This is a genomic window from Variovorax sp. Root473 (assembly GCF_001426505.1).
Taxonomy (GTDB): Bacteria; Pseudomonadota; Gammaproteobacteria; order Burkholderiales; family Burkholderiaceae_C; genus Variovorax.
The window spans coordinates 224,245-244,602 of record NZ_LMEV01000013.1 but is presented as its reverse complement, the minus strand read 5'-3'; the positions used below and the strand labels follow the sequence as shown (position 1 = coordinate 244,602).

The window sequence follows — 20,358 nt, the reverse complement described above, 5'->3', positions numbered from 1 at the left end:
AGCTTTCCATGCCCAAGAAAATCCGTACCGAAGCCGACCGTCTTGCCAGCCCGAAGCCGACGCCCATGCCCGGCTACACCGCGCCGCGCAGCGGTGGCGGCCAGAAGATCAGCCTCGAGCGCGGCACCGCCACGCGCAGCAAGAAGAACCCGGGCAAGCGCCCCACCAAGGGCGGCTGATCCAGCCCCCGCGGCTCTTTCTTCGGAGCCACGACGAACGCGCCCCCGGGCGCGTTTTGTCATTGGGCCCGCCAAAACCAAGGCCGCCATGTCCGACGACAACCAGATCTACATCCCGCCCTCGTTCTTCGCGGTCTACAGCGACGCGCGCCAGCGCCTGCGCGAGCCGATCGACGTGGTGCGTGCGCGCTACGAGATCTGCGAAGACCTCGCCGGCCACCTCGTGGGCCATGCGCAGATCCAGCACCACACCGAGGTGCCGGTCGAAGGCGAGATCCTGCGGCGCATCCACGCGGGCCTGGCCACGCCGGAATCGGGCGTGTCGCGCGCCGAGGCCGGCTGGATCGTGCAGCGGCTGGCGGAGCTGCTGGGGTGGGAAGCGCCCGAAATCGCCGAGCCGGCGGGCGACTAGGCTTCGCACGCCTCAACGCGCCGCGAACCGCTCCAGCAGGAAGTCGACAAAGGCGCGCGGCATCGGCCTCGTCCAGGTCGTCGAGGATGCGCGCGAGCCGCTCGACGAACATTCACAACCATGGGTCAATTGAATAGATTCAAGCCATGACCTCCCGCACCACCGACGTCCTGCTCACCGCCATTGCGCCTGCCATCTGGGGCAGCACCTACATCGTGACCACCGAGATGCTGCCGGCGAACTACCCGCTGACGGTGGCGCTGCTGCGCGCGCTGCCGGCGGGCCTGCTGCTGATGCTCATGGTGCGCCAGCTGCCGCCCAAGGCGTGGTGGGGCCGCATCTTCCTGCTGGGCGCGCTGAACTTCTCGGTGCTGTGGGCGATGCTGTTCCTGGCGGCCTACCGGCTGCCGGGCGGCGTGGCGGCCACCATCACCTCGGTGCAGCCGCTGTTCGTGGTGTTCCTCGCCGGCCTGCTGCTGGGCGCGCCGGTGCGCGCGCTGTCGGTGGCGGCGGCCGTCATCGGCATGGGCGGCGTGGCGCTGCTGGTGCTCACGCCGAATGCCTCGCTCGACGCGCTGGGCATCGCCGCGGCGCTCACGGCCGCGGTGTCGATGGCCTTCGGCACGGTGCTGAGCCGGCGCTGGCAGCCGCCGGTGTCGGCGCTGACCTTCACGGCCTGGCAACTGACGGCGGGCGGCCTGCTGCTGCTGCCGGTGGCGCTGTGGCTGGAACCGCCGCTGCCGGCGCTCACGGCGATGAACTGGGTCGGCTTCGCCTGGCTCGGCCTGATCGGCGCCGCGCTCACCTACATCGTGTGGTTCCGCGGCGTGGCCCGGCTGGAGTCCTCGGCGATCGCGCCGCTGGCCTTCCTGAGCCCGGTGACGGCGGTGATCCTGGGCTGGGCGCTGCTGGGCCAGAGCCTGTCGGGCTGGCAGATGGCAGGCATCGGCATCGTGATCGCGAGCATCTGGCTGAGCCAGCAGGCGCAGCGCGGTGCGCAGCCGGCGGCGGCGGTGCAGCCCGCACCCAGCCGCTGAGGTTTCAGCCCACCGGCGCGGCGCGGCGCAGCAGGTTCAGGTAGCCGGGCTGCACTTCCATCCGCACGGTCGCGCCCTGGCGCTGCAGCAGGCGGTGCGCCTTCGGCAGCGCCCAGCAGGGCAGGCTGGTGAACATGTGGTGCTCGCAGTGGTAGTTGACCCAGTAGGGCGCCACGAAGATGCGTTCGAGCCAGCCGGCGTGCGTGGTGCGCGCCTGGCGCAGCGGGTCGGCCTCGTTCTGCGCCACCAGCGCATGCTCGGCGATGTTGCGCACGCGGCTCACGAGCGGCAGCCAGGTCGCCATCGGCAGCAGCCACATCAGCATCCAGGCCCACCAGAAGCCCGCCGCGGCGAAGGCCAACAGGCCCAGGGCATTGCCGATGAGGAAGCGCTTGTCCTTCGCCAGCGCGCGCCCGAACACCCGCAGCGCCGATTCACCGGGCGCACGCTGGCGCAGGGCGTCGGCGATGTGACCGAAGCGCTGCTTGTAGAAGGTCTGCCCGCTCAGGTCGCGCACGACCTTGCGCCACATCGAGGCGCGCGAGATCGGAAAGGGCGCCGACAGCACGAGGTCCGGGTCTTCGGTCTGCTGCACGAAGCGGTGGTGCTGCAGGTGATACGGCCGGTAGTCGCGCAGCGTGGGCGAGCACAGCCAGTAACCGACCCAGTCGTTGACCTTGCGGTTGCGGTGCAGCCCCGCGTGCGCGGCGTCGTGCATGAGGATGAACAGGCCCAGCTGTCGCGTGCCGACGATCGGCACCACGAGCGGAATGGTCCACGGCCACACGATGCCCACCGCCATCGCAGCGCCGATCACGCCCCAGCAGTGCGCCACCAGCCACAGGCCCCGCCACGACGAACGCGTGGTGAGCGATTGCCATTCGTCGGGGGAGAAGAAGTCTTCGGGTCGAGCGCGGGGTGCAGCGGCCATCGGGCCAGTATGCGGCGAAGGCGCCGGCAGATCACGCGTAGTTCCCCGGTGTGCGCGACCGGGAGCGAGGCCCTTCGGCCTACTTGTCGATGATTTTCCGGGCGAAGACTTCGAGGTAGTCCATGAGCCGCTCGGCGCCCGCGATGGCCGCGGCCTCGTCGCCGGTGGCGATGCCCTGCGCCAGTTCGAGGTGCGCGTTGGCGCCCTCGACGATCTCGCCTTCGTGCTGGTAGGCGTACCAGAAGCGCCGGCACTGCACGATCAGCGGCACCACCGCCTTCACCGCCGAGTCGTTGTGGCTCGCGTGGTGGGTGACGAGGTCGAGCGCGCGGTCGGCGTGCATGTAGTCGGTCAGGTCGCCGCGGCCCGCGGCTTCGACCATGGCCTCGGCGCAGCGCACGATGGCCTGGCGCTGCGGCGCGGTGGCGCGGCGCGCGGCGCAGGCGGCAATCAGCTGTTCGAGCACGCGGCGGGTCTGGATCACGTCCAGGTGGTCGGCCAGGTCGATGGTCGACACCAGCAGGCCGCGGCGCGGCTGCTGCACGATGAGGCCGATCGACACCATGCGCATCAGCGCCTCGCGCACCGGCGTGCGGCCCAGACCCGTGCGCTCGGCCAGCTCGGCCTCGACGATCTGGCTGCCGGGCTCCAGCTGCATGGTGGACAGCAGCGCCTCGATGGCGTCGTAGGCCAGGTCGGCCGCGCGGCGCTTGGGCGGGGGTCGGGTGACAGTCTTCGGGGCGGCCATGGTAGGGATGTGCAGGTGCTCGTGCGTGTACAGGGGCGGGGCCGTCATTGTCGGGCGTCGCCGGGCGCTGCGAGCCCGGCCAGTGTCTCGATGCGGACCGGCATCAGCGGCGGGCGCGGCGCGGGCGGCGTCCAGCCGAACAGGAACTGCGCCGCGTCGCCGCACACGCGCCCCTGGCAGGCGCCCATGCCGCAGCGGCGGTGCAGCTTGGCGTCGGTCCAGCCGGTGCAGGACGAGAGCGCGGCAAAAGGCACGTCCTCGCAGCGGCACACGAGCGTGTCGGGACGGGACAGGGCCTTGAGGTCGTCGGCGAGCGCGAAGCGGCGGTGCAGCTGCGCGGCGAAGACGGCCCAGCGGACGCGTTCACGGTCGTGCGCGCGGGCCTTCGCAGCCTCGCCGACGGCCGCATGGCCTGCGATGGTGCCCTGCACCAGCGCGCGCTCGCTGCCGCCGAAGCCGGTGCATTCGCCGGCCGCGTAGATGCCCGCGACGCTCGTGGCCTGCAAGGCATCGACCGCGAGCCCCGGCCCCGCGAGCGCGCAGCCGAGCAACTGGCCCAGTTGCGTGTTCGGCGTGAGGCCGAAGCCGCAGGCGATGCGGTCGCAGGCCATCTCGACCTCGCGGCTGCCTTGGCGCAGCCGCACCGATTCGACCTGCGCCGTGCCCTGCGCCGAGACCACGCGCGACGCCGTGCGGTAGCGCGCATCGGCCAGCGTGAGCGCCTGCACGGCCTTGCCGGGCCAGCGCACGAGGCGGGCACCGAAGGCCGCGACCGAAGCGAACGAGGCCTGCTCCGCGATGCGCAGCACCTGCGCGCCCGCGGCCTTGGCGGTGGCAGCAACGGCCAGCAGCAAGGGCCCGCTGCCCGCGATGACGATGCGTTCACCCTCGACCGGCAGGCCCGCCTTGATCAGCGCCTGCAGGCCGCCCGCGCCCGTCACGCCGGGCAGCGTCCAGCCGGGAAAGGGCAGCAGCAGTTCGCGCGCGCCGGTGCAAAGGATCAGTTTTTGCCACTGCATGCGTGTCGGGCCCTCGGCGTCTTCGAGCAGCAATTCGTGGGAGGCTGGCGCAGCGACGACGCGCGTGCCGCTGCGCACGCGGATGTTCGCGTGGCGTGCGAGCGCCTCGCGCCACTGGCGCGCCGCCGGCGGCAAAGACGCACCGGGGCCGTCGCGCCAGATCTGTCCGCCGGGCGCAGGGTTGTCGTCGATCACCACGACCGACGCGCCGCTGGGCGCCGCCGCCACGGCCGCGGCCATGCCCGCAGGGCCCGCGCCGACGACCAGCACATCGCAGGCTTCAAGCGTGACGCCGCTCATGCCGTGGTCTCCACGCGCATGCCCTCGGCGCACACGGTCTGGCAGGCGAGCCGGCGCCGCCCGTCGATCTGCACGCGGCATTCCTGGCACACGCCCATGCCGCAGAACGGCGCGCGCGGCTGGCCCGTGACCGAGGTGCGCGCCGCGCCCATGCCGCCGGCGATGCGCAAGGCGGCGGCGACCGAGCTGCCGGCCTTCACGCGCACGGGCTGTCCGTCGATGTGCAACAAGGTCTGATTGCTCATGCCCTCTCCCGCAGGCCGCGCGGCGCATACGGCGCGGCGTCGAAATCGGGTGTCGTGCCGGTCATCAGCGCCGCGAGCACATGCGCGCTGCCCGGCGCCGTGGTCACGCCCAGGCCTTCGTGGCCGACCGCGAGCCAGAGCTTCTCGCGCCACGGGTGCCTGCCCAGCAGCGGCAGGCCGTCGGGCGAGGCGGCGCGCAAGCCGGTCCAGGCGCGCAGGGCGTTCAGGTCGGCGAGCCCTGGCAGGTAGTCGAGCGTGCGCTGCAGCATGCGCGCGAGCATCGGTGCCTCGACGGCCAGGTCGGTCGTGTCGAACTGGCGCGACGAGCCGACCAGCAGCTGCCCCGTGGGGCGCGGCTGCACATTGAAGGCGACCGAGTCGCCGTCGCTGTGGTGCGCGCTGGTCACGTAGCCGAGCTCGACGAGCTGGTGGCGCACCGTGCCCGGGTAGCGGTCGGTGATGAGCAGGTGGCCCTTCTTCGGGCGGATCGGCAGCTCGGGGCACAGCGTCGTCGCCTCGATGCCGTTGGCGAGCACGACCTGCGGCGCGGTGCGGCGGCTGCCGTCGGCCAGGCGCAGCGTGCCGTTGCCCTCGATGGCCTCGACCTTCGCGTGTTCGACCTGCACCAGCGCGGCATGCTGCGCGAGCAGCCAGCGCGCCGCATTCGGCGCATAGAGGATGCCGTCGCCCGGCACTTCGAGCGCACCTGACAGGCCGGCGCGCAGGGCGGGTTCGGCGCGCGCGAGTTCGGCCGCCGTCAGCAGCCGGCTCTCGATGCCGAGCGCCCCCAGCCGCTGCTGCTTGCGTTCGGCCTCGGCCATTTCCTCGTCGTTCGCCGCGATCCAGAGCGTGCCGCAAGGGCTGTAGGCGCAGTCGGCGCCCAGGCGCGGCGCCAGGGCACGCCATTGCGCGACCGAATGGCGGCTGAGTTCGAGCTCGGCCGCGTTGTCGTCCATCACCACGAGGTGGCCCATGCCCGCGCCGGTGGCACCACCCAGGCGCGCATCGAGCACGCACACGCGGCGCCCGGCCTGCGCCAGCGCATGGGCGCACGCCGCGCCGACGATGCCGGCGCCGATGACGATGACGTCCGCATCCATGCGCGCCGCTGTCAGAGCTGGATGCCCCAGCCGAAGGGGTCTTCGTCGTCGATGAGCAGCGTGGCCTCGGCGCTGATGTGCGCGCGGCCGCGCAGCGTGGGAATGACCTGGTCGCCGTCCATCGTGTAGCTGGCCTCGAAGACGCTGCCGATCACGCTGGCCTGCCGCCACACCGCGCCCGGCGCGAGCTTGCCGTCGGCCGCGAGGCAGGCGATCTTGGCGCTGGTGCCGGTGCCGCAGGGCGAGCGGTCGTAGGCGTTGCCGGGGCACAGCACGAAGTTGCGGCTGTCGGCGCCGTCGTCTTCATTGGCGAAGAGTTCGATGTGGTCGATCTCCGCGCCGTCCGCGCCCGCGATGCCCTGCGCGGCCAACGCCTTGCGCAAGGCGGCCGTGTAGTCGGTGAGCGCCGCGAGGTTGTCGCTCGCCACGCGCTGGCCGTGCTCGCTCACGAGGAAGAACCAGTTGCCGCCCCACGCCACGTCGCCGCGCACAGTGCCGTGGCCGGGCAGCTCGACCGCCACCCGGTGCAGGTGCCGGTAGGCGGGCACGTTGCGCACGCTCACCGAGCCGTCTTCATGCAGCGTGGTCGTGACCGTGCCCACGGGCGTCTCGATGCGGTGCTCGCCCACGCCAATGCGCCCCATGTGTGCCAGGCTCGCGACCAGCCCGATGGTGCCGTGGCCGCACATGCCCAGGTAGCCGGCGTTGTTGAAGAAGACCACACCGGCCGCCGCACCGGGCGACACCGGCTCGCACAGCAGCGCGCCGACCACGACGTCGCTGCCGCGCGGCTCCAGCACGGCGGCCGCGCGCCACTTGTCGTGTTGCTCGGCCAGCAGCGCGCGGCGCTCGGCCATGGAGCCCTTCCCCAGATCGGGAAAGCCGCCGATCACAAGGCGCGTGGGCTCGCCGCCCGTGTGGGAGTCGATGACCTGGATGCGTTGCATGCGTGGGGGCTCAGTAGCTGGCGATGGGGACGGGGGCCGCGTTCTTGAACGTGAAGACGGTGATGGGCGCCTGCTTCATGTTGCCCTTGTCGTCGTACGCGTAGGTGGCGGCCACGCCCTTGTAGGTGGTCTTGTAGAGTTCGGCGCCGACCTTGTCGGGGTCGATGGTGTTGGCCTTCTTCATCGACTCGCCGATGAACAGCACCTGGTCGTAGTACGAAGCGGCGTACGCATCGGGATCGATGTTGAAGCGCTTCTTGAACTTCTCCTTGAAGGCCGGGCCGCTCTGCGCTTTCTCGAGCATGGAGCCGCCCTGCGCGCAGAACACCAGGTCGTTCACCGCGTCGCCGCCGATCTTGCCGGTGGCCGGGCTGCACACGGTGTCGCCGCCCAGCAGCTTGCCGGGCACGGCCAGCTGCTTCATCTGGCGTGCCATGGGCGCGGCCTGCGGGGCATAGCCACCGAAGAAGATGGCCTCGGGCGCCTTGCCCTTCATGTTGGTGAGGATGGCGGTGAAATCGACGGCCTTGTCGGTGGTGAACTCCTGGCCCACGATGGCCAGGCCCTGCTTCTTCGCCTCCTTGGTGAACTCTTCGGCCAGGCCCTGGCCGAAGGCGGTGCGGTCGTCGATCACGCCGACCTTCTTCACCTTCAGTTCCTTGGCCGCGTACACCGCCATCGCGCCGCCGATCTGGTTGTCGCTGGCGATGATGCGGTACAGGTTCTTGTAGCCGCCCTGCGTGACCTTGGGGTTGGTGCCCACGGTGGAGACCAGCGTGCCGCCGTCGCTGTAGATGCGCGAGGCCGGAATGGCCACGCCCGAGCAGTACGGGCCCATGACGAACTTGATGCCGTCGTCGACGAATTTCTGCGCCACGCTCACGCCGGTCTTGGCGTCGCACTGGTCGTCTTCGGAAATCAGCTCGAACTTCAGCGTCTTGCCGCCGACGCTGAGCTTCTTCGCATTGAGTTCCTCGATGGCGAGGCGGACGCCGTTTTCATTGTCCTTGCCCGCGAAGGCGTTGGGCCCCGACAGCGGGCCGCTGTGACCGATCTTGACCACCTGCTCCTGCGCATGCGCGGGGCTTGCCACCGCCAGGGCAACCAGGCCCGCGAGACTGAGTGAGGGAACCATGCCTGCTTGTGACTTCATGCTTCGTCCTAGGGTTAAGAACAATGAAAACGACAGGGCCGACTCCACGGCGACCTGTCGCAGTTTAAATATATTAAGTACATATCTTGTAGATATCTGTGGGGCAAGCGCTCTTCCGGGCGGCGGGCTTCTGTGATATCCATGAACGACAGGCCGCTCAGGGCGGCGATCCCGTGGACGGCCAGCACAACGACAGCGCCCGGCATGCCCGCGAACAGGAGCGCCCCAAAAAGGTCAGTCGACCTTGGCCTCCGACGCCTTCACCACCGCCCCCATCGCCTCCCAATCCGCACGCAGCAGCTTCTGGAAAGCCTCGGCGCTCTGGCTGCGCGGCTCCACGCCCAGGCGCTTGAAGCGTTCCTGGATCGCCGGATCGGCCAGCACCTTGTTGGCCGCCGCGTTGATGCGTTCGACCTCGGCCTTCGGCGTGCCCGCCGGCGCCAAGAGGCCAATCCACGAATCGAAGGCGTAGCCCGGCAGGCCGCTCTCGCCCACCGTCGGCAGCTTGGGCAGGAAGGGGCTGCGCGACTGGCCCGTCGAGGCCAGCAGCTTCACGCGCGCGTCGTCCTGGAAACCCATCACGCCGATGCTCGACGAGATCACCGCCTGCACACGGCCTGCGAGCACTTCGTTCACGGCCTCGCCGGTCGACTTGGTCGGGATGTGCGTCATCTGCAGGCCGGCCTTCGCGAGGAACGACGCCATCGCCAGGTGCGTGGCGCTGCCGTTGCCAGCCGAGGCATAGTTGTACTTGCCGGGGTTGGCCTTGACCTCCTTGATGAAGTCGGCCGTGCTCGCCACGTTCATGCCGCTGGCCACCGCCAGCACATAGCCCGCGTTGCCCACGTTGGCCACGCCGACGAAGTCCTTCAGCGGGTCGTAGGGCAGCTTGCTGTACAGGAAGCCCGCGATGTTGTGGCTGGCCGCCGCCAGCACCAGCGTGTTGCCGTCGGCCGGCGCCTTGGCCGCCATCGCCGCGCCCACCGTGCCGCCCGCGCCCGCGCGGTTCTCGACGATGGCGCTGCCGCCGAGTGCAGCGCCCAGTTCGTTGTTGAAGGCGCGCGCCACCGTGTCCTGCACCGCGCCGGTGCCGAAGGGCACGATGATGTGGATCACGCGCTGCGACTGCTGTGCGTGGGCACCAAGGCCGAACCCGCCGAAGGCAAGGGCGGCTGCCACGGCAGCCAGCGAACGTCGGGTGAACAGGGTGGAAGTCATCGTTGTGGCCGCTTTCATCGTCAACAAAAAAATGGGTCAGGTGCCCGACGGCAGCCAGCGCTGCACCAGCTTCACGAAGTAGCTGGCACCGATCGGGATGATCTCGTCGTTGAAGTCGAACGAGGTGTTGTGGATGATGCAAGGGCCGGGCCCGTGGCCGTCGAGCCGGTGGTCGCCGTCGCCATTGCCCAGGAACGCATAGCAGCCGGGCCGCGCGAGCAGCATGTGCGCGAAGTCCTCGGCGCCCATCACGGCGGGGAAGTTGTCGGTGACCATGTCGTCGCCCACCACCTCGCGCATCACGCCGGCGGCAAAGCGCGCCTCGGCCGGATGATTCACCACCGGCGGCGACGAGCGACGGAAGAAGATGTCGGCCGTGCAGCCGTGCGCCATGGCCACGCCCTGCGCCACCTCGCGCAGGCGCGCCTCGATCTTGTCGATGGCGTCGACGGAAAAGGTGCGGACCGTGCCGCCCACCGAGGCCTCGTCGGGAATCACGTTGGGCGCGTCGGAGCCCTGCAGCTGCGTGACCGCGAGCAGGGCACGTTCGGTGCTCGGAATGGTGCGCGCCACGATGGTCTGCAACTGCTGCGCCAACGTGACCACCGCAGCCACCGGATCGATGCCGGTGTGCGGCATCGAGGCGTGCGTGCCGCGTCCGCGCAGCGTGATCTTGTAGGTGTTGCTCGACGCCATCAGCGCGCCTTCATTGAGCGCGAAGCGGCCCACGTCGCCGACCGGGAAGTTGTGCAGCGCAAACACCGCATCGCACGGGAAGCGCTCGAACAGGCCCTCGTCGATCATCTTCTTCGCGCCGGCCTTGCCCATCTCCTCGGCGGGCTGGAAGATGAAATGCACGGTGCCGTCGAAGTCATGAGGCCCTTGCTGCGACAGGTGCCAGGCAGCGGCCAGCAGCATCGTCGTGTGGCCGTCGTGGCCGCAGGCGTGCATGCGGCCCGCGTGCGTGGACTTGTGGGCGAAGTCGTTGGCCTCGTGCAAGGGGAGGGCGTCCATGTCGGCGCGCAGGCCGATGGTGCGTTGGCTTGTGCCCTTGCGCAGCACGCCGACCAGGCCCGTGCCCGCGATGCCGCGGTGCACCTCGATGCCCCATTCGGTCAGCAGGCTCGCGACCTTCTCGGAGGTGCGGTGCTCCTCGAAACCCAGCTCGGGGTGGGCGTGGATGTCACGCCGGATGTCGACGAAACGGGTGGCGTGGGCGGCGAAGGCGTCGACGAGATTCATGGCGGCTGCGAGATCGTTCGAAACAGGAAGCGAACGATTCTGTCGCAGCCGCCCGCGCGGCGCATGCTGGCTTACGCGAGGCCCGGCCGATCAGGCCAGCCGGCCTTCCTCGCGCAGCTTCGCGCCGATGCGGCGGATCTCGGCCTCGCCCCGGTCGAGCGTCGCGCGGCTCGTGTGCACCGAGTAGTGGCCCATCACCAGGTCGTGCGGATGCGGCACCGCCGAGCCGAGCACGAAGGCCGTGTCGCCCTGCGCCACGAAATCGAGCGCCGTGTCGGACTCCTCGAACACCGCAAGCTCGCCCGTGCCGATGGGGCCGCCGGTGCCGTCGCCCGCATCGAGCCGGCCCGCGTTCACCGCGACCCAGCCGACCGTGTGGCCGGCGGGCGGCGTGTAGCGCCAGCGTTCGCCGTCCTTCAGCTGCACGGCCAGGTAGTTCATCGGCGAGGGCGCCGGAATGGGGCTCTGCGCCGCGCCGTAGCGCCCGAGCAGCACGCGCGCGGGGCCCTCCTGCGGCACCTGAGAAGGCGCAAGGTACATGCTCTGCGCGGGCGCGTTTTCTTCAGCGGCCGGCAGCGCCACCCAGAGCTGGAAGCCCTGCACGCGCGTCACGCCCGGCGCCGGTGCACCCGTGTGCCACACGCCGTTGCCCGCGCGCATCCACTCGACGCCGCCGCCGCGCAGCACGCCCTGTTCGCCGGTCGTGTCCTCGTACCGCGTGTCGCCTTCGATGAGCCAGGTCAGCGTGGCGATGCCCGAGTGCGGGTGCAGGCCGAAGCCCTTGTGGCCGCCATCGACATCGAAGCCGAACAGGTCGAGGAACACGAAGGGCTTGAGGTATTCGCCCAGGTCGCCGGGGCTCATGAGCCGCGTGATCGGCCCGTGCCTGGCGCCGCGCGTGCGGTAGACGATGGCGCGGGTGTCGGTGGCAACAGCGGTGGTCATGCGGCCTCCCTGGCGGTCTTCAGTGCGCGGGTCCACCACGCCATGTCGTCGAGCAGGCCCGTGGCCGACTGCGCCAGGTGCGGGAAGTCGTCGAACGATTTGCCCTGCTGCCAGATGCCCAGGAACTCGACCATGCCGATGTGCACCGCGTGGCGCACCGGCGCCATCTGCATCTCGACCGCGACCAGCCGCAGCTGTTCCACCGCGCGCGCCGCGCCCACGCCGCCGTAGCCCACGAAGCCGATCGGCTTGCGGATGAACTCCTTGTAGGCCCAGTCGATCGCGTTCTTCAGCACCGCGCTCGGGCCGTGGTTGTACTCGGGCGTGACGATGATCAGCCCGTCGAAGGTGGCCAGCCTGGCCTGCCAGCGCTGCGCGGCCTCGTTCTTCACCGGGCCCCAGGCGGGCGCGCCGGCTTCGTTGAAAAAGGGCAGCGGATGGTCGCGCAGGTCGACCCGCTCGAAAGCCAGGTCGGTGCGCTGCTTCGCGATCTCGTGGATCCACTGCGCGGGCTTCTCGCCGAAGCGGCCTTCGCGGGTCGAGGCGATGACGATGCCGATGCGGGGTTGTTGTTGCTGTCCGGTCATGAGGTGTGTGCTCCTGGATGAAATGGGGTGGTCGAAGGCCGGAAAGGCCATGGACCGAAGGTTAGGCACGCACGCATTAATCGACTAGACGGTAGAGTCGGATTGCACTCATCCACCAACAGAAGGAATCGACTCCGCCATGCTCGACCTCAACGACATCGCCGTCTTCGTGCAGGTGGTGCGCCAGGGCAGCTTTGCCGAGGCCGGCCGCCGGCTGGGTCTGCCGCCCAACACCGTGAGCCGGCGCATCCAGCAGCTCGAGTCGCAGCTGGGCACCCGGCTGTTGCAGCGATCGACCCGCAAGCTCACGCTCACTGGCGCCGGGCAGGCGTTTCACGAACAGTGCGCGGAGGCGGTCGACGGGCTGGTCGAGGCCGGGCAGGCGCTCATCACCGGCAGCCAGGAGCCCAGCGGCCGGGTGCGCGTGGCCGCCACCGCCGATTTCTTCGACTTCTTCCCCATGGCCTGGGTGGCCGACTTCCTGGCCGCGTACCCGCTGGTGCGCGTCGAGTTCGTGCTCAGTGACGCCAAGGCCGACCTGATCGCCGAGCAGATCGACATCGCCTTCCGTGGCGGCGCGCTGGCCGACTCGGGGTACGTCGCCCGCCAGCTGCTCGGCCCGCGCACCGACGGCCTCGTCGCCAGCCCCGCCTACCTGGCCGCGCGCGGCACGCCCGCCACGCTGCCTGAGCTGGCCGACCACGACTGCGTGACCCCCGCCCACCCCAGCGGCCGCACCACCTGGCGCCTGACCGGGCCCGAGGGGAAGGAAGAAGAAGTGCAGGTGGGCGGCCGTTTCAGCGGCAACACCGCGCAGGCCTTGCGCAAGGCCGCCATCGCCGGCCTGGGCATCGCGCTGCTGCCGCCCGCCATGGGGCGGCTCGACGTGGAGGCGGGGCGGCTGGTGCCGGTGCTGCCGCAGTACCAGCGCACCGGGCACGGGCTCAGCGTGGTCTACCCCAGCCGCAAGCACCTGCCGCGGGCGGTGTCGGCATTCATCGGGATGGTGACGCAGAAGCTGCGGGAGGAGGAGGCGTTGCCGGATGTGTGGCGGGCGCGGATGACCTGACTTCGGACGCGGATCGATTTCCACAGAAAATGCCCGCCATGAAAATCGAAAAAGACACCGTCGTCACCCTCAAGTACAAAGTCGCCGACGCCCAGGGCAAGCTCATCGAAGCCAGCCCCGAGCCGATGGCCTACCTGCATGGCGGTTACGAGAACACCCTGCCCAAGATCGAGCAGGCGCTCGACGGCCAGGAAAAGGGCTACCAGACCACGCTGAACCTCGCCCCCGAAGATGCCTTCGGCCTGCGCGACGAAACGCTGGTGCGCACCATTCCCAAGACCGAGTTCCCGCCGGGCGTGAAGGTCGGCGGCCAGCTGCAGGGCCGGCTCGACGACGGCACCGAACACGTCTTCACCGTGACCAAAATCAAGGGCCCGGTCGTGCTGCTCGACGGCAACCACCCCTGGGCCGGCAAGGCGCTGAAGTTCAGCCTGCAGGTGACGGACGTGCGCGCGGCGCTGCCGGTGGAGATCGAGCACCGGCATGTGCATGGGGCGCATGGGCACCATCACTGAGTGAGTCGCTGACGAGTGGCGGGGCCTCGCGGCCCGGTTCGCTTCGACAGCGGGTTGCTACTTCTTCTTCCAGAACCTCGGCGCCCCGCCGATCTCTTCCAGCGCCTTGCGACACGCCGTCGCACCCGCTGCACGACGCGCGCTGAACCAGCCCACCGCGAACCACGCGCGCGGGTCGCGCACCGCGACCTCACGGTACAGCGCGAGCGCCACCGCCTCGTCGTTGAACTCGCCCAGCGCGTCCTGCGCGGGGCGCAGGGCTTTCAGGTAACGCTCGGCTGCGTCCTTTTTCTTTTTGCCACCTTCCGCCTTGGCGAACAACGGCGCCGCGAACTCCGCCAGGTAGCGCAGGCGCTTGAGCCGCTTGCGTGCGCGGTGCTGGTCTTCGGTGGCGAGCGACTCGAAGCGGCGGCCGTCGCGCACGGCCTGCTTGTGCAAACGCTGGAGCCGTTCGCGCAGCTGCTGGCGGGCCTCGTCGGCGGCAAGTGGCACCTGATCTTCCGGCTTCGAAGCAGTCGCGGTCGCAGTGAAGCCGATCAGCGACACCAGCACGTTCTGGAACGCGGCGGCGCGCACGATGTCGCCGGGTGACGATGCCGGCGGCGCTGCATCGCCCGCCAGCGGATCGACCTCCGGCGCGCCCGCGTCACGCAGTCGCGGCTGGGCAAGCTTCACGACCTGTTCGCGGTCGCGCAGATCGCCCAGTGCGCGGAAGGCATCGACCAGCGGCGGTTCCCATGTGGCGGCGTCGAAACAGCTCGTGTCGGCGTCGAGCCCCGCGAGTTCGCGCAGCGTGGTGCGCAGGCGGCGGATGCCGATGCGCAGCTGGTGGATCTGTTCTTCATCGGTGCTGCCCGCAGCGATCTCGCTGGCGTTGGGCAGCATCTGGGCGAGGCACGACGCGACCACGGCCTGCTGGATGGCGCGGCCATCGAGGCCGTGGGCAGGAAAGCGCGGCGCCTCGGCCTTGACGGCGGGCACGGTCTCCTGCTCGGCCAGCAGGCGCATGCCGCGCTCGGCCTTCGAGACGGTGCTGAACCACAGGCCGTGCTGCTGCGACCAGCGCCGCGCGAGCGTCACGAGCCCCTGCACGTCGCCGCTCTTGAGTTCGAGTTCCAGCTCGCACACGGGCGAGCTGCGCTGCGCGGGCGTGCCCGCGTGCACGACGACCTTGCCGACATCGAGCGCCATCTCGACCACGGCGCCGCCCGGGCCGCTCACGCGCAGGTCGCGCGTGAGCCGCACGATGTCGGTCGATTGACGTTCGACCAGCGGCACCGCATCGCCACCGTCGGCCGGTTGCAGCAGGCGGGCCAATTGCTCCCCGACGGGCGTGCCGGCGTGGCGTGCGGGGTCGATGGCCGGCACGGCGGCGCCGGTGCCCAGGTCGACGTTGTGTTCGAGCCGGTGCAGCGCGTTGTCGCCGGTGGCCTTGACGGTCTGCACCCAGCGCGACCCCTCCTTGCGCAGACGCAGCACCATGCCGTCGCCCGAGAGGCGCTGGTCGGCGGTGTCGAAATAACGGGCCTGCAGGCGCGTGCGCACGACGGCGCCGCGCCGCAATGCGGCGTCGACGGCCTTCAGGCGGCCGGCGGGAATGCAGAACTTGAACTCGATTTCCATGGTGGCCATGATGCCCGCTCTTTTTCCCTGCAAAAGCGACAGGAGCCGGCCGATTCGACGGCTTCGAAAAATTATGTGGACACCGTCCATTTTCTTTGATATCTTTTGTGGACGGCGTACACAAGACGTCGGCAAACACCGATCCAACCCTTCATCGACACAGGAAAGACACCATGGCCACCAAGCAGATCTTCGTGAACCTCCCCGTCAAGAACCTCGACAAGAGCAAGGCTTTCTTCGGCGCGCTGGGCTACACCTTCAACCCGCAGTTCACCGACGCGAACGCCGCCTGCATGGTCATCCATGAAGGCAGCATCCACGCGATGCTGCTGATGGAGGACTACTTCAAGACCTTCACGACCAAGGCCATCACGGACACCCGCACGAGCACCGAGGTGCTGGTGTGCCTGTCGTGCGAGAGCCGCGCCGAGGTCGAAGACCTGGTCGCCAAGGCGGTGGCCGCGGGCGGCACGACGCCGAGCGAGCCGAAGGACTACGGCTTCATGTACGGCCACGGCTTCCAGGACCTGGACGGCCACATCTGGGAACTGGTCTACATGGACCCGAACGCCGAGATGCCCGCGCAGTAACTGCGGGCCGGACGATGCCCATCGTTCCATATGCGCTCTTGATCGTTGCGCGAAAGGCACCTACCGAAAGGCGGCGGCGCCCCGATATTCCTGGTTCAGGCGCGGCCCGCATGGCGGCCGCGTCCACCTCACCCAGGAGCACCGACATGTCCGACAGCAACGACAACAGAAAGAGCCGCAGCCCCTCTCCCATCCTCCAGGTCCAGCCGCTGGGCTTCCCGTGGCAGACGCTCGACCCGTTCCTGTTCTGCGTCTACCACGACGACGCGTACCCGAAGGGCAACGGCCGCATGGGCCCCGAGGCCTCGCTGGCCGGCCGCCAGATCGGCCAGGACTTCAGCCGCACCGACGGCTGGAGCATGTACCACGGCGAGACGGTGCCGGGCTTTCCCTCGCACCCGCACCGCGGCTTCGAGACGGTGACCATCGTGCGCAAGGGCCTGGTCGACCATTCCGACTCGCTGGGCGCCACGGCGCGCTTCGGCGGCGGCGACGTGCAGTGGCTCACGGCCGGCAAGGGCATCGTGCATTCGGAGATGTTCCCGCTGCTCGACGCGAGTGCGCCGAATCCGCTGGAGCTGTTCCAGATCTGGCTCAACCTGCCGGCGAAAAACAAGATGGTCGAGCCGCACTTCACGATGTTCTGGTCGGAGGCGATTCCGCGCTTCGCCTCCGACGACGCGCAGGGCGGCCGCACCGAGGTGGCGGTGATCGCCGGGCGCTTCGGCGGCGATAGCGCGCTGGCCCAGGCCGCCATCGACCCGCTCGCGCCGCCGCCCGACTCGTGGGCCGCGCAGGCCGGCGCCGACCTCGCCATCTGGACACTGCGCATGACGCCCGGCGCGCGCTGGACGCTGCCGCCCGCCACGGGCGAGGGCACGCGGCGCATGCTGTATTTCTTCAAGGGCGCGACCGCGCAGGTGGCCGGGCAGCGCGTGGCCGGGCCGGCGGCCATCGAGCTGCGCGCCGACGCGCCGGTCGATTTGTTGAACGGCCCCGAGGGCGACGGCGAGTTCCTGCTGCTGCAGGGTCGCCCGATCGCCGAGCCCGTGGCGCAGTACGGCCCCTTCGTGATGAACACGCAGGCCGAGATCAGCCAGACGATGGCCGACTACCGCCGCACGCAATTCGGTGGCTGGCCCTGGACCGACCCCGCGCCGGTGCACGGCGCCGAGGCCACGCGCTTTGCACGGCACCCGGACGGGCGCGAGGAAGTGCCGGGGGCCTGATCGACCGGCTGCGCGCCTGCGCGGTTTTCCTCAGTAGCCGCGCAGCACCTCGACGTTCAGCGCGGTCATGCTGGGGATGAACTCGATCACGTCGGTGCGCGCGACGCCGCCCTGCACGAAGGGGTCGCGCGCCAGCACCGCCTCCAGCCCCTCGCGGTCGCCCGAGCGCGCGAGGATCACGCCGCCCTTGCGCGGCACCTGGCGCCCCGAGGCCACGAACAGGCCGCTGGCGTAGTGCTTTTTCAGCCAGGTGACATGCGCATCCATCAGAGCGTCGAGTTCCTCGAGCGGGCGGATGTAGGTCAGGGTGACGATGAACATGGCAAACGGCGGGTCGATGCGAAAGAAGACCCCATCCTAGGACCTCGGCGCGACCATGGCGGGACGAGTGTGTGTCTCGCGGGTAACTGTCGCATGCGGCATGTGCATGCCGGCCTTGTCGCCCACCGGACCTGCGCACCGGCGTGCGATCTCGTAGATTCGCTCGTTGCATTTCTCTGTTCATGTCACTTCACCGGAGACCCTGTTCCATGATCCAAGTCGTTGCCGTCATCACCGCCAAGCCCGGCCAGCGCGCCCGTCTGCTCGAAGCCTTCGCCGCCAACCGCGCCGCCGTGCTGGCCGAGGAGGGCTGCATCGAATACGCGGCCACGGTCGACGCGCAGGGCATTCCGCCGTCGAAGGCCAGCTTCGGTGCCGATACCTTCGTGGTCATCGAGAAATGGGCGTCGCTCCCCGCCCTGATGGCCCATGGGGCCGCCCCCCACATGGCCGCCTTCAGCGCCCAGACCAAGGAATTCACCGAGAGCAAGCGCATCCACATCCTCGAGCCGGTCTGAGCCCGCCGCGCCGCTGCCTTCGCACGCGGCGCGATGCCTGCTACCCTCGCGCCGGGGAGAAGAAGACATCTCATCTCGGACGAGGGGATCAACACATGGCGATCGTCTTCAGGCCGCAAGGTCTGCGCTGGCGCACGGGCGTGCTGCTGCTGGCTGCACTGGCCACGGGCTGCGCACAACTCGGCGCCCCGCCCTATGCCGCCGACTACGAGGCGCTCGACCGGCTCGAGGCCCACAACCCCGGCAAGGTCGCGGTGGGCAAGGTACAGCCCACCGACCCCAACGACACCGTCAACACCTTGCGCCTGCGCCGTGCCAGGCTGGTGTCGCCCAGCGGCACCTTCGCCCAGTACCTTGAAGACGCGCTGATGCGCGACCTGAACGAGATTTCGGTCTACGACCCCAAGGCCCCGACGCGCATCGCGGCGCGCATTCTCGTCAACGAACTCGACCTCGGCGTGGTCAACGGCTCGGGCCGCATGGACGTCGAAGTCACCGTCACGCGCAACGCCGCACAGACGCTGCGCAAGACCTACCGCGGCGAGATCGCGTTCGATTCGAGCTACGCCAACATCGTGGCCGTGCCCGCCGGGCAGGCCGCGTACCCGCGGCTGGTGCGGGCGCTGCTGCGGCAGGTGTATGCCGATCCGCAATTCGTCGCGGCCATCGCGCCGCCTGCGTCGTGAGGCCGGAGAAGCACCATGTCACTTCTTTCTTCTTCTCCGATACCCCGGCTGGCCGCAGCCCTTGCAACCATCGTGCTGCTGGCGGGCTGCTCGCACCCGATCACGATGATCACCGAGACCGCACCGCCCCGGTCGACCGCCCACCTCATCCCCAAGAAGGTGGCCTACGTGATGACCGATGCGCAGCGCGATTTGCAGGTGACCACCGCCGGCGGCAGTGGCGACCGCGTGAGCTACTACCCGTACCGCGACCTCGAAAAATCGATCCGCGATGCGCTGCGCGCGGTCTACCGCCACGTGGTCGTGCTGCGCACCGCCGGCGATGTGAAGGCGAACGAGGCCGCAGGCGTGTCGCTGGTGTTCACGCCGCAGATCAAGACCGATTCGAGCTCGTCCTCGTGGGTCACCTGGCCACCCACCGCCTTCACGGCCGAGGTGGCGTGCGTGGTGACGGACACCGCGGGCGCCGAAGTCACGCGCGTGCGCGCGGTCGGCAACGGCACGGCGGAGTTCGGCGAGTTCAACGGCGACTACGGCCTGGCCGCACGGCGCGCGGCCACGCGGATGACGGCGCAGCTCAGCAGCGAGATACGGCGCAACGAGAAGCTGCGCTGAGCGGCCCCGATCGGTTCCCATCGCCCCATAAAAAACGCGCCCGAGGGCGCGTTTTTCGTGGGAGCCGCGAAGTCTTACTTCGACACGACCTTCACCATCTCCAGGCACTTGTTCGAGTAGCCCCATTCGTTGTCGTACCAGCTCACAAGCTTCACGAAGGTGCCGTCGAGCGCAATGCCGGCTTCGGCGTCGAAGATCGAGGTGCGCGGGTCGCCGCGGAAGTCGGTGGCGACGACCTTGTCTTCGGTGTAGCCCAGCACGCCCTTCAGCGCGCCTTCGCTCTGTGCCTTCATTTCGGCGCAGATCTCGGCGTAGGTGGCGTCCTTGACGAGTTCGACGGTCAGGTCGACCACCGACACGTCGGAGGTCGGCACGCGGAAGCTCATGCCGGTGAGCTTCTTGTTGAGCTCGGGGATCACCACGCCCACGGCCTTGGCAGCGCCGGTGCTCGAGGGAATGATGTTTTCCAGGATGCCGCGGCCGCCGCGCCAGTCCTTGTTGCTCGGGCCGTCGACGGTCTTCTGCGTGGCGGTGGCCGCGTGCACGGTGGTCATCAGGCCGCGCTTGATGCCCCACTTGTCGTTCAGCACCTTGGCCAGCGGGGCCAGGCAGTTGGTGGTGCAGCTGGCGTTGCTGATGATGGCTTCGCCAGCGTACTTCTTGTCGTTCACACCGTAGACGAACATGGGGGTGTCGTCCTTCGAGGGGGCCGACAGGATCACCTTCTTGGCGCCCGCGTCGATGTGCTTCTGCGCGGTTTCCTTCGTGAGGAACAGGCCGGTCGACTCGAGCACGATGTCGGCGCCGACTTCGTTCCACTTGAGCTGCGACGGGTCGCGCTCTTGCGTCAGGCGGATCTTCTTGCCGTTGACGATCAGCGTGTTGCCTTCGACCGTGACTTCACCCTTGAAGCGGCCATGCACCGAGTCGTACTGGAGCATGTAGGCCAGGTATTCCGGCTCGAGCAAGTCGTTGATGGCAACGATTTCGATGTCGTTCTTGAAGTTCTGCACGGCTGCGCGCAGCACATTGCGACCGATGCGGCCGAAGCCGTTGATACCGAGTTTGATAGCCATCTGACTTGCTCCTAAAGGTTGAAAAATCGTGATCGAACGGGAAGCGGGCGGCG

24 protein-coding genes are annotated in these 20,358 nt (G+C 69.3%); 10 read left to right on the top strand and 14 right to left on the bottom strand.

The window, feature by feature from the left end; genetic code table 11:
• The first annotated feature begins 8 nt into the window (after positions 1 to 8).
• From ASD34_RS27850 to ASD34_RS07570, 3 genes are all read left to right on the top strand, one after another.
• Positions 9 to 179 (top strand): hypothetical protein, encoded by a 171-nt coding sequence (locus ASD34_RS27850; protein WP_200937538.1) that lies wholly within the window; start codon positions 9 to 11, stop codon positions 177 to 179.
• Between the two features lie 88 nt (positions 180 to 267).
• A complete protein-coding gene (locus tag ASD34_RS07575; protein ID WP_056575074.1) occupies positions 268 to 591 on the top strand; it encodes a hypothetical protein in 324 nt (107 codons plus the stop codon).
• Between the two features lie 146 nt (positions 592 to 737).
• Entirely contained in the window at positions 738 to 1,628 is an 891-nt protein-coding gene (locus ASD34_RS07570; RefSeq protein WP_056575071.1) for an EamA family transporter, read from the top strand.
• A 4-nt stretch (positions 1,629 to 1,632) separates the two neighbouring features.
• On the opposite strand, the gene ASD34_RS07565 is transcribed toward ASD34_RS07570, so the two are convergent.
• The 11 genes from ASD34_RS07565 to ASD34_RS07515 all read right to left on the bottom strand — a co-directional run bounded on the left by ASD34_RS07565 (position 1,633) and on the right by ASD34_RS07515 (position 12,063).
• Positions 1,633 to 2,559, bottom strand: coding sequence for a fatty acid desaturase family protein (locus ASD34_RS07565; RefSeq protein ID WP_056575069.1), 927 nt, complete (start codon positions 2,557 to 2,559; stop codon positions 1,633 to 1,635).
• Positions 2,560 to 2,638: 79 nt separating this feature from the next.
• On the bottom strand, positions 2,639 to 3,307 hold the full coding sequence (locus ASD34_RS07560; protein WP_056575400.1) for a GntR family transcriptional regulator: 669 nt from the start codon (positions 3,305 to 3,307) through the stop codon (positions 2,639 to 2,641).
• A 44-nt stretch (positions 3,308 to 3,351) separates the two neighbouring features.
• Positions 3,352 to 4,626, bottom strand: a complete 1,275-nt coding sequence (locus ASD34_RS07555) for an FAD/NAD(P)-binding oxidoreductase (protein WP_056575067.1) — start codon at positions 4,624 to 4,626, stop codon at positions 3,352 to 3,354.
• Positions 4,623 to 4,871, bottom strand: a complete 249-nt coding sequence (locus ASD34_RS07550; protein ID WP_056575066.1) for a (2Fe-2S)-binding protein — start codon at positions 4,869 to 4,871, stop codon at positions 4,623 to 4,625. The genes ASD34_RS07555 and ASD34_RS07550 overlap by 4 nt, the downstream gene beginning before the upstream one ends.
• Positions 4,868 to 5,971: an NAD(P)/FAD-dependent oxidoreductase gene (locus ASD34_RS07545; protein ID WP_056575065.1), complete on the bottom strand. Its 1,104-nt coding sequence runs from the start codon at positions 5,969 to 5,971 to the stop codon at positions 4,868 to 4,870. Before ASD34_RS07545 ends, ASD34_RS07550 begins: the two co-directional genes overlap by 4 nt.
• Before the next feature lie 11 nt (positions 5,972 to 5,982).
• On the bottom strand, positions 5,983 to 6,918 hold the full coding sequence (locus ASD34_RS07540; protein ID WP_056575064.1) for a 4-hydroxyproline epimerase: 936 nt from the start codon (positions 6,916 to 6,918) through the stop codon (positions 5,983 to 5,985).
• Between the two features lie 10 nt (positions 6,919 to 6,928).
• Entirely contained in the window at positions 6,929 to 8,071 is a 1,143-nt protein-coding gene (locus tag ASD34_RS07535; RefSeq protein ID WP_056575062.1) for a branched-chain amino acid ABC transporter substrate-binding protein, read from the bottom strand.
• Positions 8,072 to 8,305: 234 nt separating this feature from the next.
• Complete coding sequence (locus ASD34_RS07530) at positions 8,306 to 9,289, bottom strand: tripartite tricarboxylate transporter substrate-binding protein (RefSeq protein ID WP_056575059.1); 984 nt, start codon at positions 9,287 to 9,289, stop codon at positions 8,306 to 8,308.
• A 36-nt stretch (positions 9,290 to 9,325) separates the two neighbouring features.
• Complete coding sequence (locus ASD34_RS07525) at positions 9,326 to 10,531, bottom strand: M20 aminoacylase family protein (protein WP_056575056.1); 1,206 nt, start codon at positions 10,529 to 10,531, stop codon at positions 9,326 to 9,328.
• Positions 10,532 to 10,621: 90 nt separating this feature from the next.
• Positions 10,622 to 11,476 (bottom strand): pirin family protein, encoded by an 855-nt coding sequence (locus ASD34_RS07520; protein ID WP_056575046.1) that lies wholly within the window; start codon positions 11,474 to 11,476, stop codon positions 10,622 to 10,624.
• Positions 11,473 to 12,063, bottom strand: a complete 591-nt coding sequence (locus ASD34_RS07515) for an NADPH-dependent FMN reductase (RefSeq protein ID WP_056575043.1) — start codon at positions 12,061 to 12,063, stop codon at positions 11,473 to 11,475. The genes ASD34_RS07520 and ASD34_RS07515 overlap by 4 nt, the downstream gene beginning before the upstream one ends.
• Before the next feature lie 139 nt (positions 12,064 to 12,202).
• Between ASD34_RS07515 and ASD34_RS07510 the strand changes: the two genes are divergently transcribed.
• Together ASD34_RS07510 and ASD34_RS07505 are read left to right on the top strand one after the other, a co-directional pair.
• Entirely contained in the window at positions 12,203 to 13,132 is a 930-nt protein-coding gene (locus ASD34_RS07510; protein WP_056575041.1) for a LysR family transcriptional regulator, read from the top strand.
• Positions 13,133 to 13,170: 38 nt separating this feature from the next.
• Positions 13,171 to 13,647, top strand: coding sequence for an FKBP-type peptidyl-prolyl cis-trans isomerase (locus ASD34_RS07505; protein ID WP_056575038.1), 477 nt, complete (start codon positions 13,171 to 13,173; stop codon positions 13,645 to 13,647).
• Between the two features lie 57 nt (positions 13,648 to 13,704).
• Here ASD34_RS07505 and ASD34_RS07500 read toward each other — a convergent pair whose 3' ends face one another.
• A complete protein-coding gene (locus ASD34_RS07500; RefSeq protein WP_056575035.1) occupies positions 13,705 to 15,279 on the bottom strand; it encodes a CYTH and CHAD domain-containing protein in 1,575 nt (524 codons plus the stop codon).
• A gap of 164 nt (positions 15,280 to 15,443) precedes the next feature.
• Here ASD34_RS07500 and ASD34_RS07495 point away from each other — a divergent pair, with 164 nt between their 5' ends.
• Positions 15,444 to 15,860, top strand: coding sequence for a VOC family protein (locus ASD34_RS07495; protein WP_056575032.1), 417 nt, complete (start codon positions 15,444 to 15,446; stop codon positions 15,858 to 15,860).
• Between the two features lie 146 nt (positions 15,861 to 16,006).
• A complete protein-coding gene (locus tag ASD34_RS07490; RefSeq protein ID WP_056575029.1) occupies positions 16,007 to 17,089 on the top strand; it encodes a pirin family protein in 1,083 nt (360 codons plus the stop codon).
• 30 nt (positions 17,090 to 17,119) lie between these two features.
• Here ASD34_RS07490 and ASD34_RS07485 read toward each other — a convergent pair whose 3' ends face one another.
• A complete protein-coding gene (locus ASD34_RS07485; RefSeq protein WP_056575028.1) occupies positions 17,120 to 17,410 on the bottom strand; it encodes a YciI family protein in 291 nt (96 codons plus the stop codon).
• Between the two features lie 209 nt (positions 17,411 to 17,619).
• Between ASD34_RS07485 and ASD34_RS07480 the strand changes: the two genes are divergently transcribed.
• From ASD34_RS07480 to ASD34_RS07470, 3 genes are all read left to right on the top strand, one after another.
• Positions 17,620 to 17,928, top strand: a complete 309-nt coding sequence (locus tag ASD34_RS07480; protein ID WP_056575026.1) for a putative quinol monooxygenase — start codon at positions 17,620 to 17,622, stop codon at positions 17,926 to 17,928.
• Between the two features lie 95 nt (positions 17,929 to 18,023).
• Complete coding sequence (locus ASD34_RS07475) at positions 18,024 to 18,614, top strand: hypothetical protein (RefSeq protein ID WP_056575025.1); 591 nt, start codon at positions 18,024 to 18,026, stop codon at positions 18,612 to 18,614.
• Positions 18,615 to 18,629: 15 nt separating this feature from the next.
• Positions 18,630 to 19,229 (top strand): hypothetical protein, encoded by a 600-nt coding sequence (locus ASD34_RS07470; RefSeq protein WP_082548526.1) that lies wholly within the window; start codon positions 18,630 to 18,632, stop codon positions 19,227 to 19,229.
• Between the two features lie 74 nt (positions 19,230 to 19,303).
• Here ASD34_RS07470 and gap read toward each other — a convergent pair whose 3' ends face one another.
• Positions 19,304 to 20,305: a type I glyceraldehyde-3-phosphate dehydrogenase gene (gene gap, locus ASD34_RS07465; protein ID WP_056575024.1), complete on the bottom strand. Its 1,002-nt coding sequence runs from the start codon at positions 20,303 to 20,305 to the stop codon at positions 19,304 to 19,306.
• Between the last annotated feature and the right edge of the window lie 53 nt (positions 20,306 to 20,358).

Coding starts and splice junctions, on each gene's coding strand:
- ASD34_RS27850 (WP_200937538.1), top strand. CDS start 9: ATGCCCAAGAAAATCCGTACCGAAGCCGACCGTCTTGCCAGCCCGAAG.
- ASD34_RS07575 (WP_056575074.1), top strand. CDS start 268: ATGTCCGACGACAACCAGATCTACATCCCGCCCTCGTTCTTCGCGGTC.
- ASD34_RS07570 (WP_056575071.1), top strand. CDS start 738: ATGACCTCCCGCACCACCGACGTCCTGCTCACCGCCATTGCGCCTGCC.
- ASD34_RS07565 (WP_056575069.1), bottom strand. CDS start 2,559: ATGGCCGCTGCACCCCGCGCTCGACCCGAAGACTTCTTCTCCCCCGAC.
- ASD34_RS07560 (WP_056575400.1), bottom strand. CDS start 3,307: ATGGCCGCCCCGAAGACTGTCACCCGACCCCCGCCCAAGCGCCGCGCG.
- ASD34_RS07555 (WP_056575067.1), bottom strand. CDS start 4,626: ATGAGCGGCGTCACGCTTGAAGCCTGCGATGTGCTGGTCGTCGGCGCG.
- ASD34_RS07550 (WP_056575066.1), bottom strand. CDS start 4,871: ATGAGCAATCAGACCTTGTTGCACATCGACGGACAGCCCGTGCGCGTG.
- ASD34_RS07545 (WP_056575065.1), bottom strand. CDS start 5,971: ATGGATGCGGACGTCATCGTCATCGGCGCCGGCATCGTCGGCGCGGCG.
- ASD34_RS07540 (WP_056575064.1), bottom strand. CDS start 6,918: ATGCAACGCATCCAGGTCATCGACTCCCACACGGGCGGCGAGCCCACG.
- ASD34_RS07535 (WP_056575062.1), bottom strand. CDS start 8,071: ATGAAGTCACAAGCAGGCATGGTTCCCTCACTCAGTCTCGCGGGCCTG.
- ASD34_RS07530 (WP_056575059.1), bottom strand. CDS start 9,289: ATGACTTCCACCCTGTTCACCCGACGTTCGCTGGCTGCCGTGGCAGCC.
- ASD34_RS07525 (WP_056575056.1), bottom strand. CDS start 10,531: ATGAATCTCGTCGACGCCTTCGCCGCCCACGCCACCCGTTTCGTCGAC.
- ASD34_RS07520 (WP_056575046.1), bottom strand. CDS start 11,476: ATGACCACCGCTGTTGCCACCGACACCCGCGCCATCGTCTACCGCACG.
- ASD34_RS07515 (WP_056575043.1), bottom strand. CDS start 12,063: ATGACCGGACAGCAACAACAACCCCGCATCGGCATCGTCATCGCCTCG.
- ASD34_RS07510 (WP_056575041.1), top strand. CDS start 12,203: ATGCTCGACCTCAACGACATCGCCGTCTTCGTGCAGGTGGTGCGCCAG.
- ASD34_RS07505 (WP_056575038.1), top strand. CDS start 13,171: ATGAAAATCGAAAAAGACACCGTCGTCACCCTCAAGTACAAAGTCGCC.
- ASD34_RS07500 (WP_056575035.1), bottom strand. CDS start 15,279: ATGGCCACCATGGAAATCGAGTTCAAGTTCTGCATTCCCGCCGGCCGC.
- ASD34_RS07495 (WP_056575032.1), top strand. CDS start 15,444: ATGGCCACCAAGCAGATCTTCGTGAACCTCCCCGTCAAGAACCTCGAC.
- ASD34_RS07490 (WP_056575029.1), top strand. CDS start 16,007: ATGTCCGACAGCAACGACAACAGAAAGAGCCGCAGCCCCTCTCCCATC.
- ASD34_RS07485 (WP_056575028.1), bottom strand. CDS start 17,410: ATGTTCATCGTCACCCTGACCTACATCCGCCCGCTCGAGGAACTCGAC.
- ASD34_RS07480 (WP_056575026.1), top strand. CDS start 17,620: ATGATCCAAGTCGTTGCCGTCATCACCGCCAAGCCCGGCCAGCGCGCC.
- ASD34_RS07475 (WP_056575025.1), top strand. CDS start 18,024: ATGGCGATCGTCTTCAGGCCGCAAGGTCTGCGCTGGCGCACGGGCGTG.
- ASD34_RS07470 (WP_082548526.1), top strand. CDS start 18,630: ATGTCACTTCTTTCTTCTTCTCCGATACCCCGGCTGGCCGCAGCCCTT.
- gap (WP_056575024.1), bottom strand. CDS start 20,305: ATGGCTATCAAACTCGGTATCAACGGCTTCGGCCGCATCGGTCGCAAT.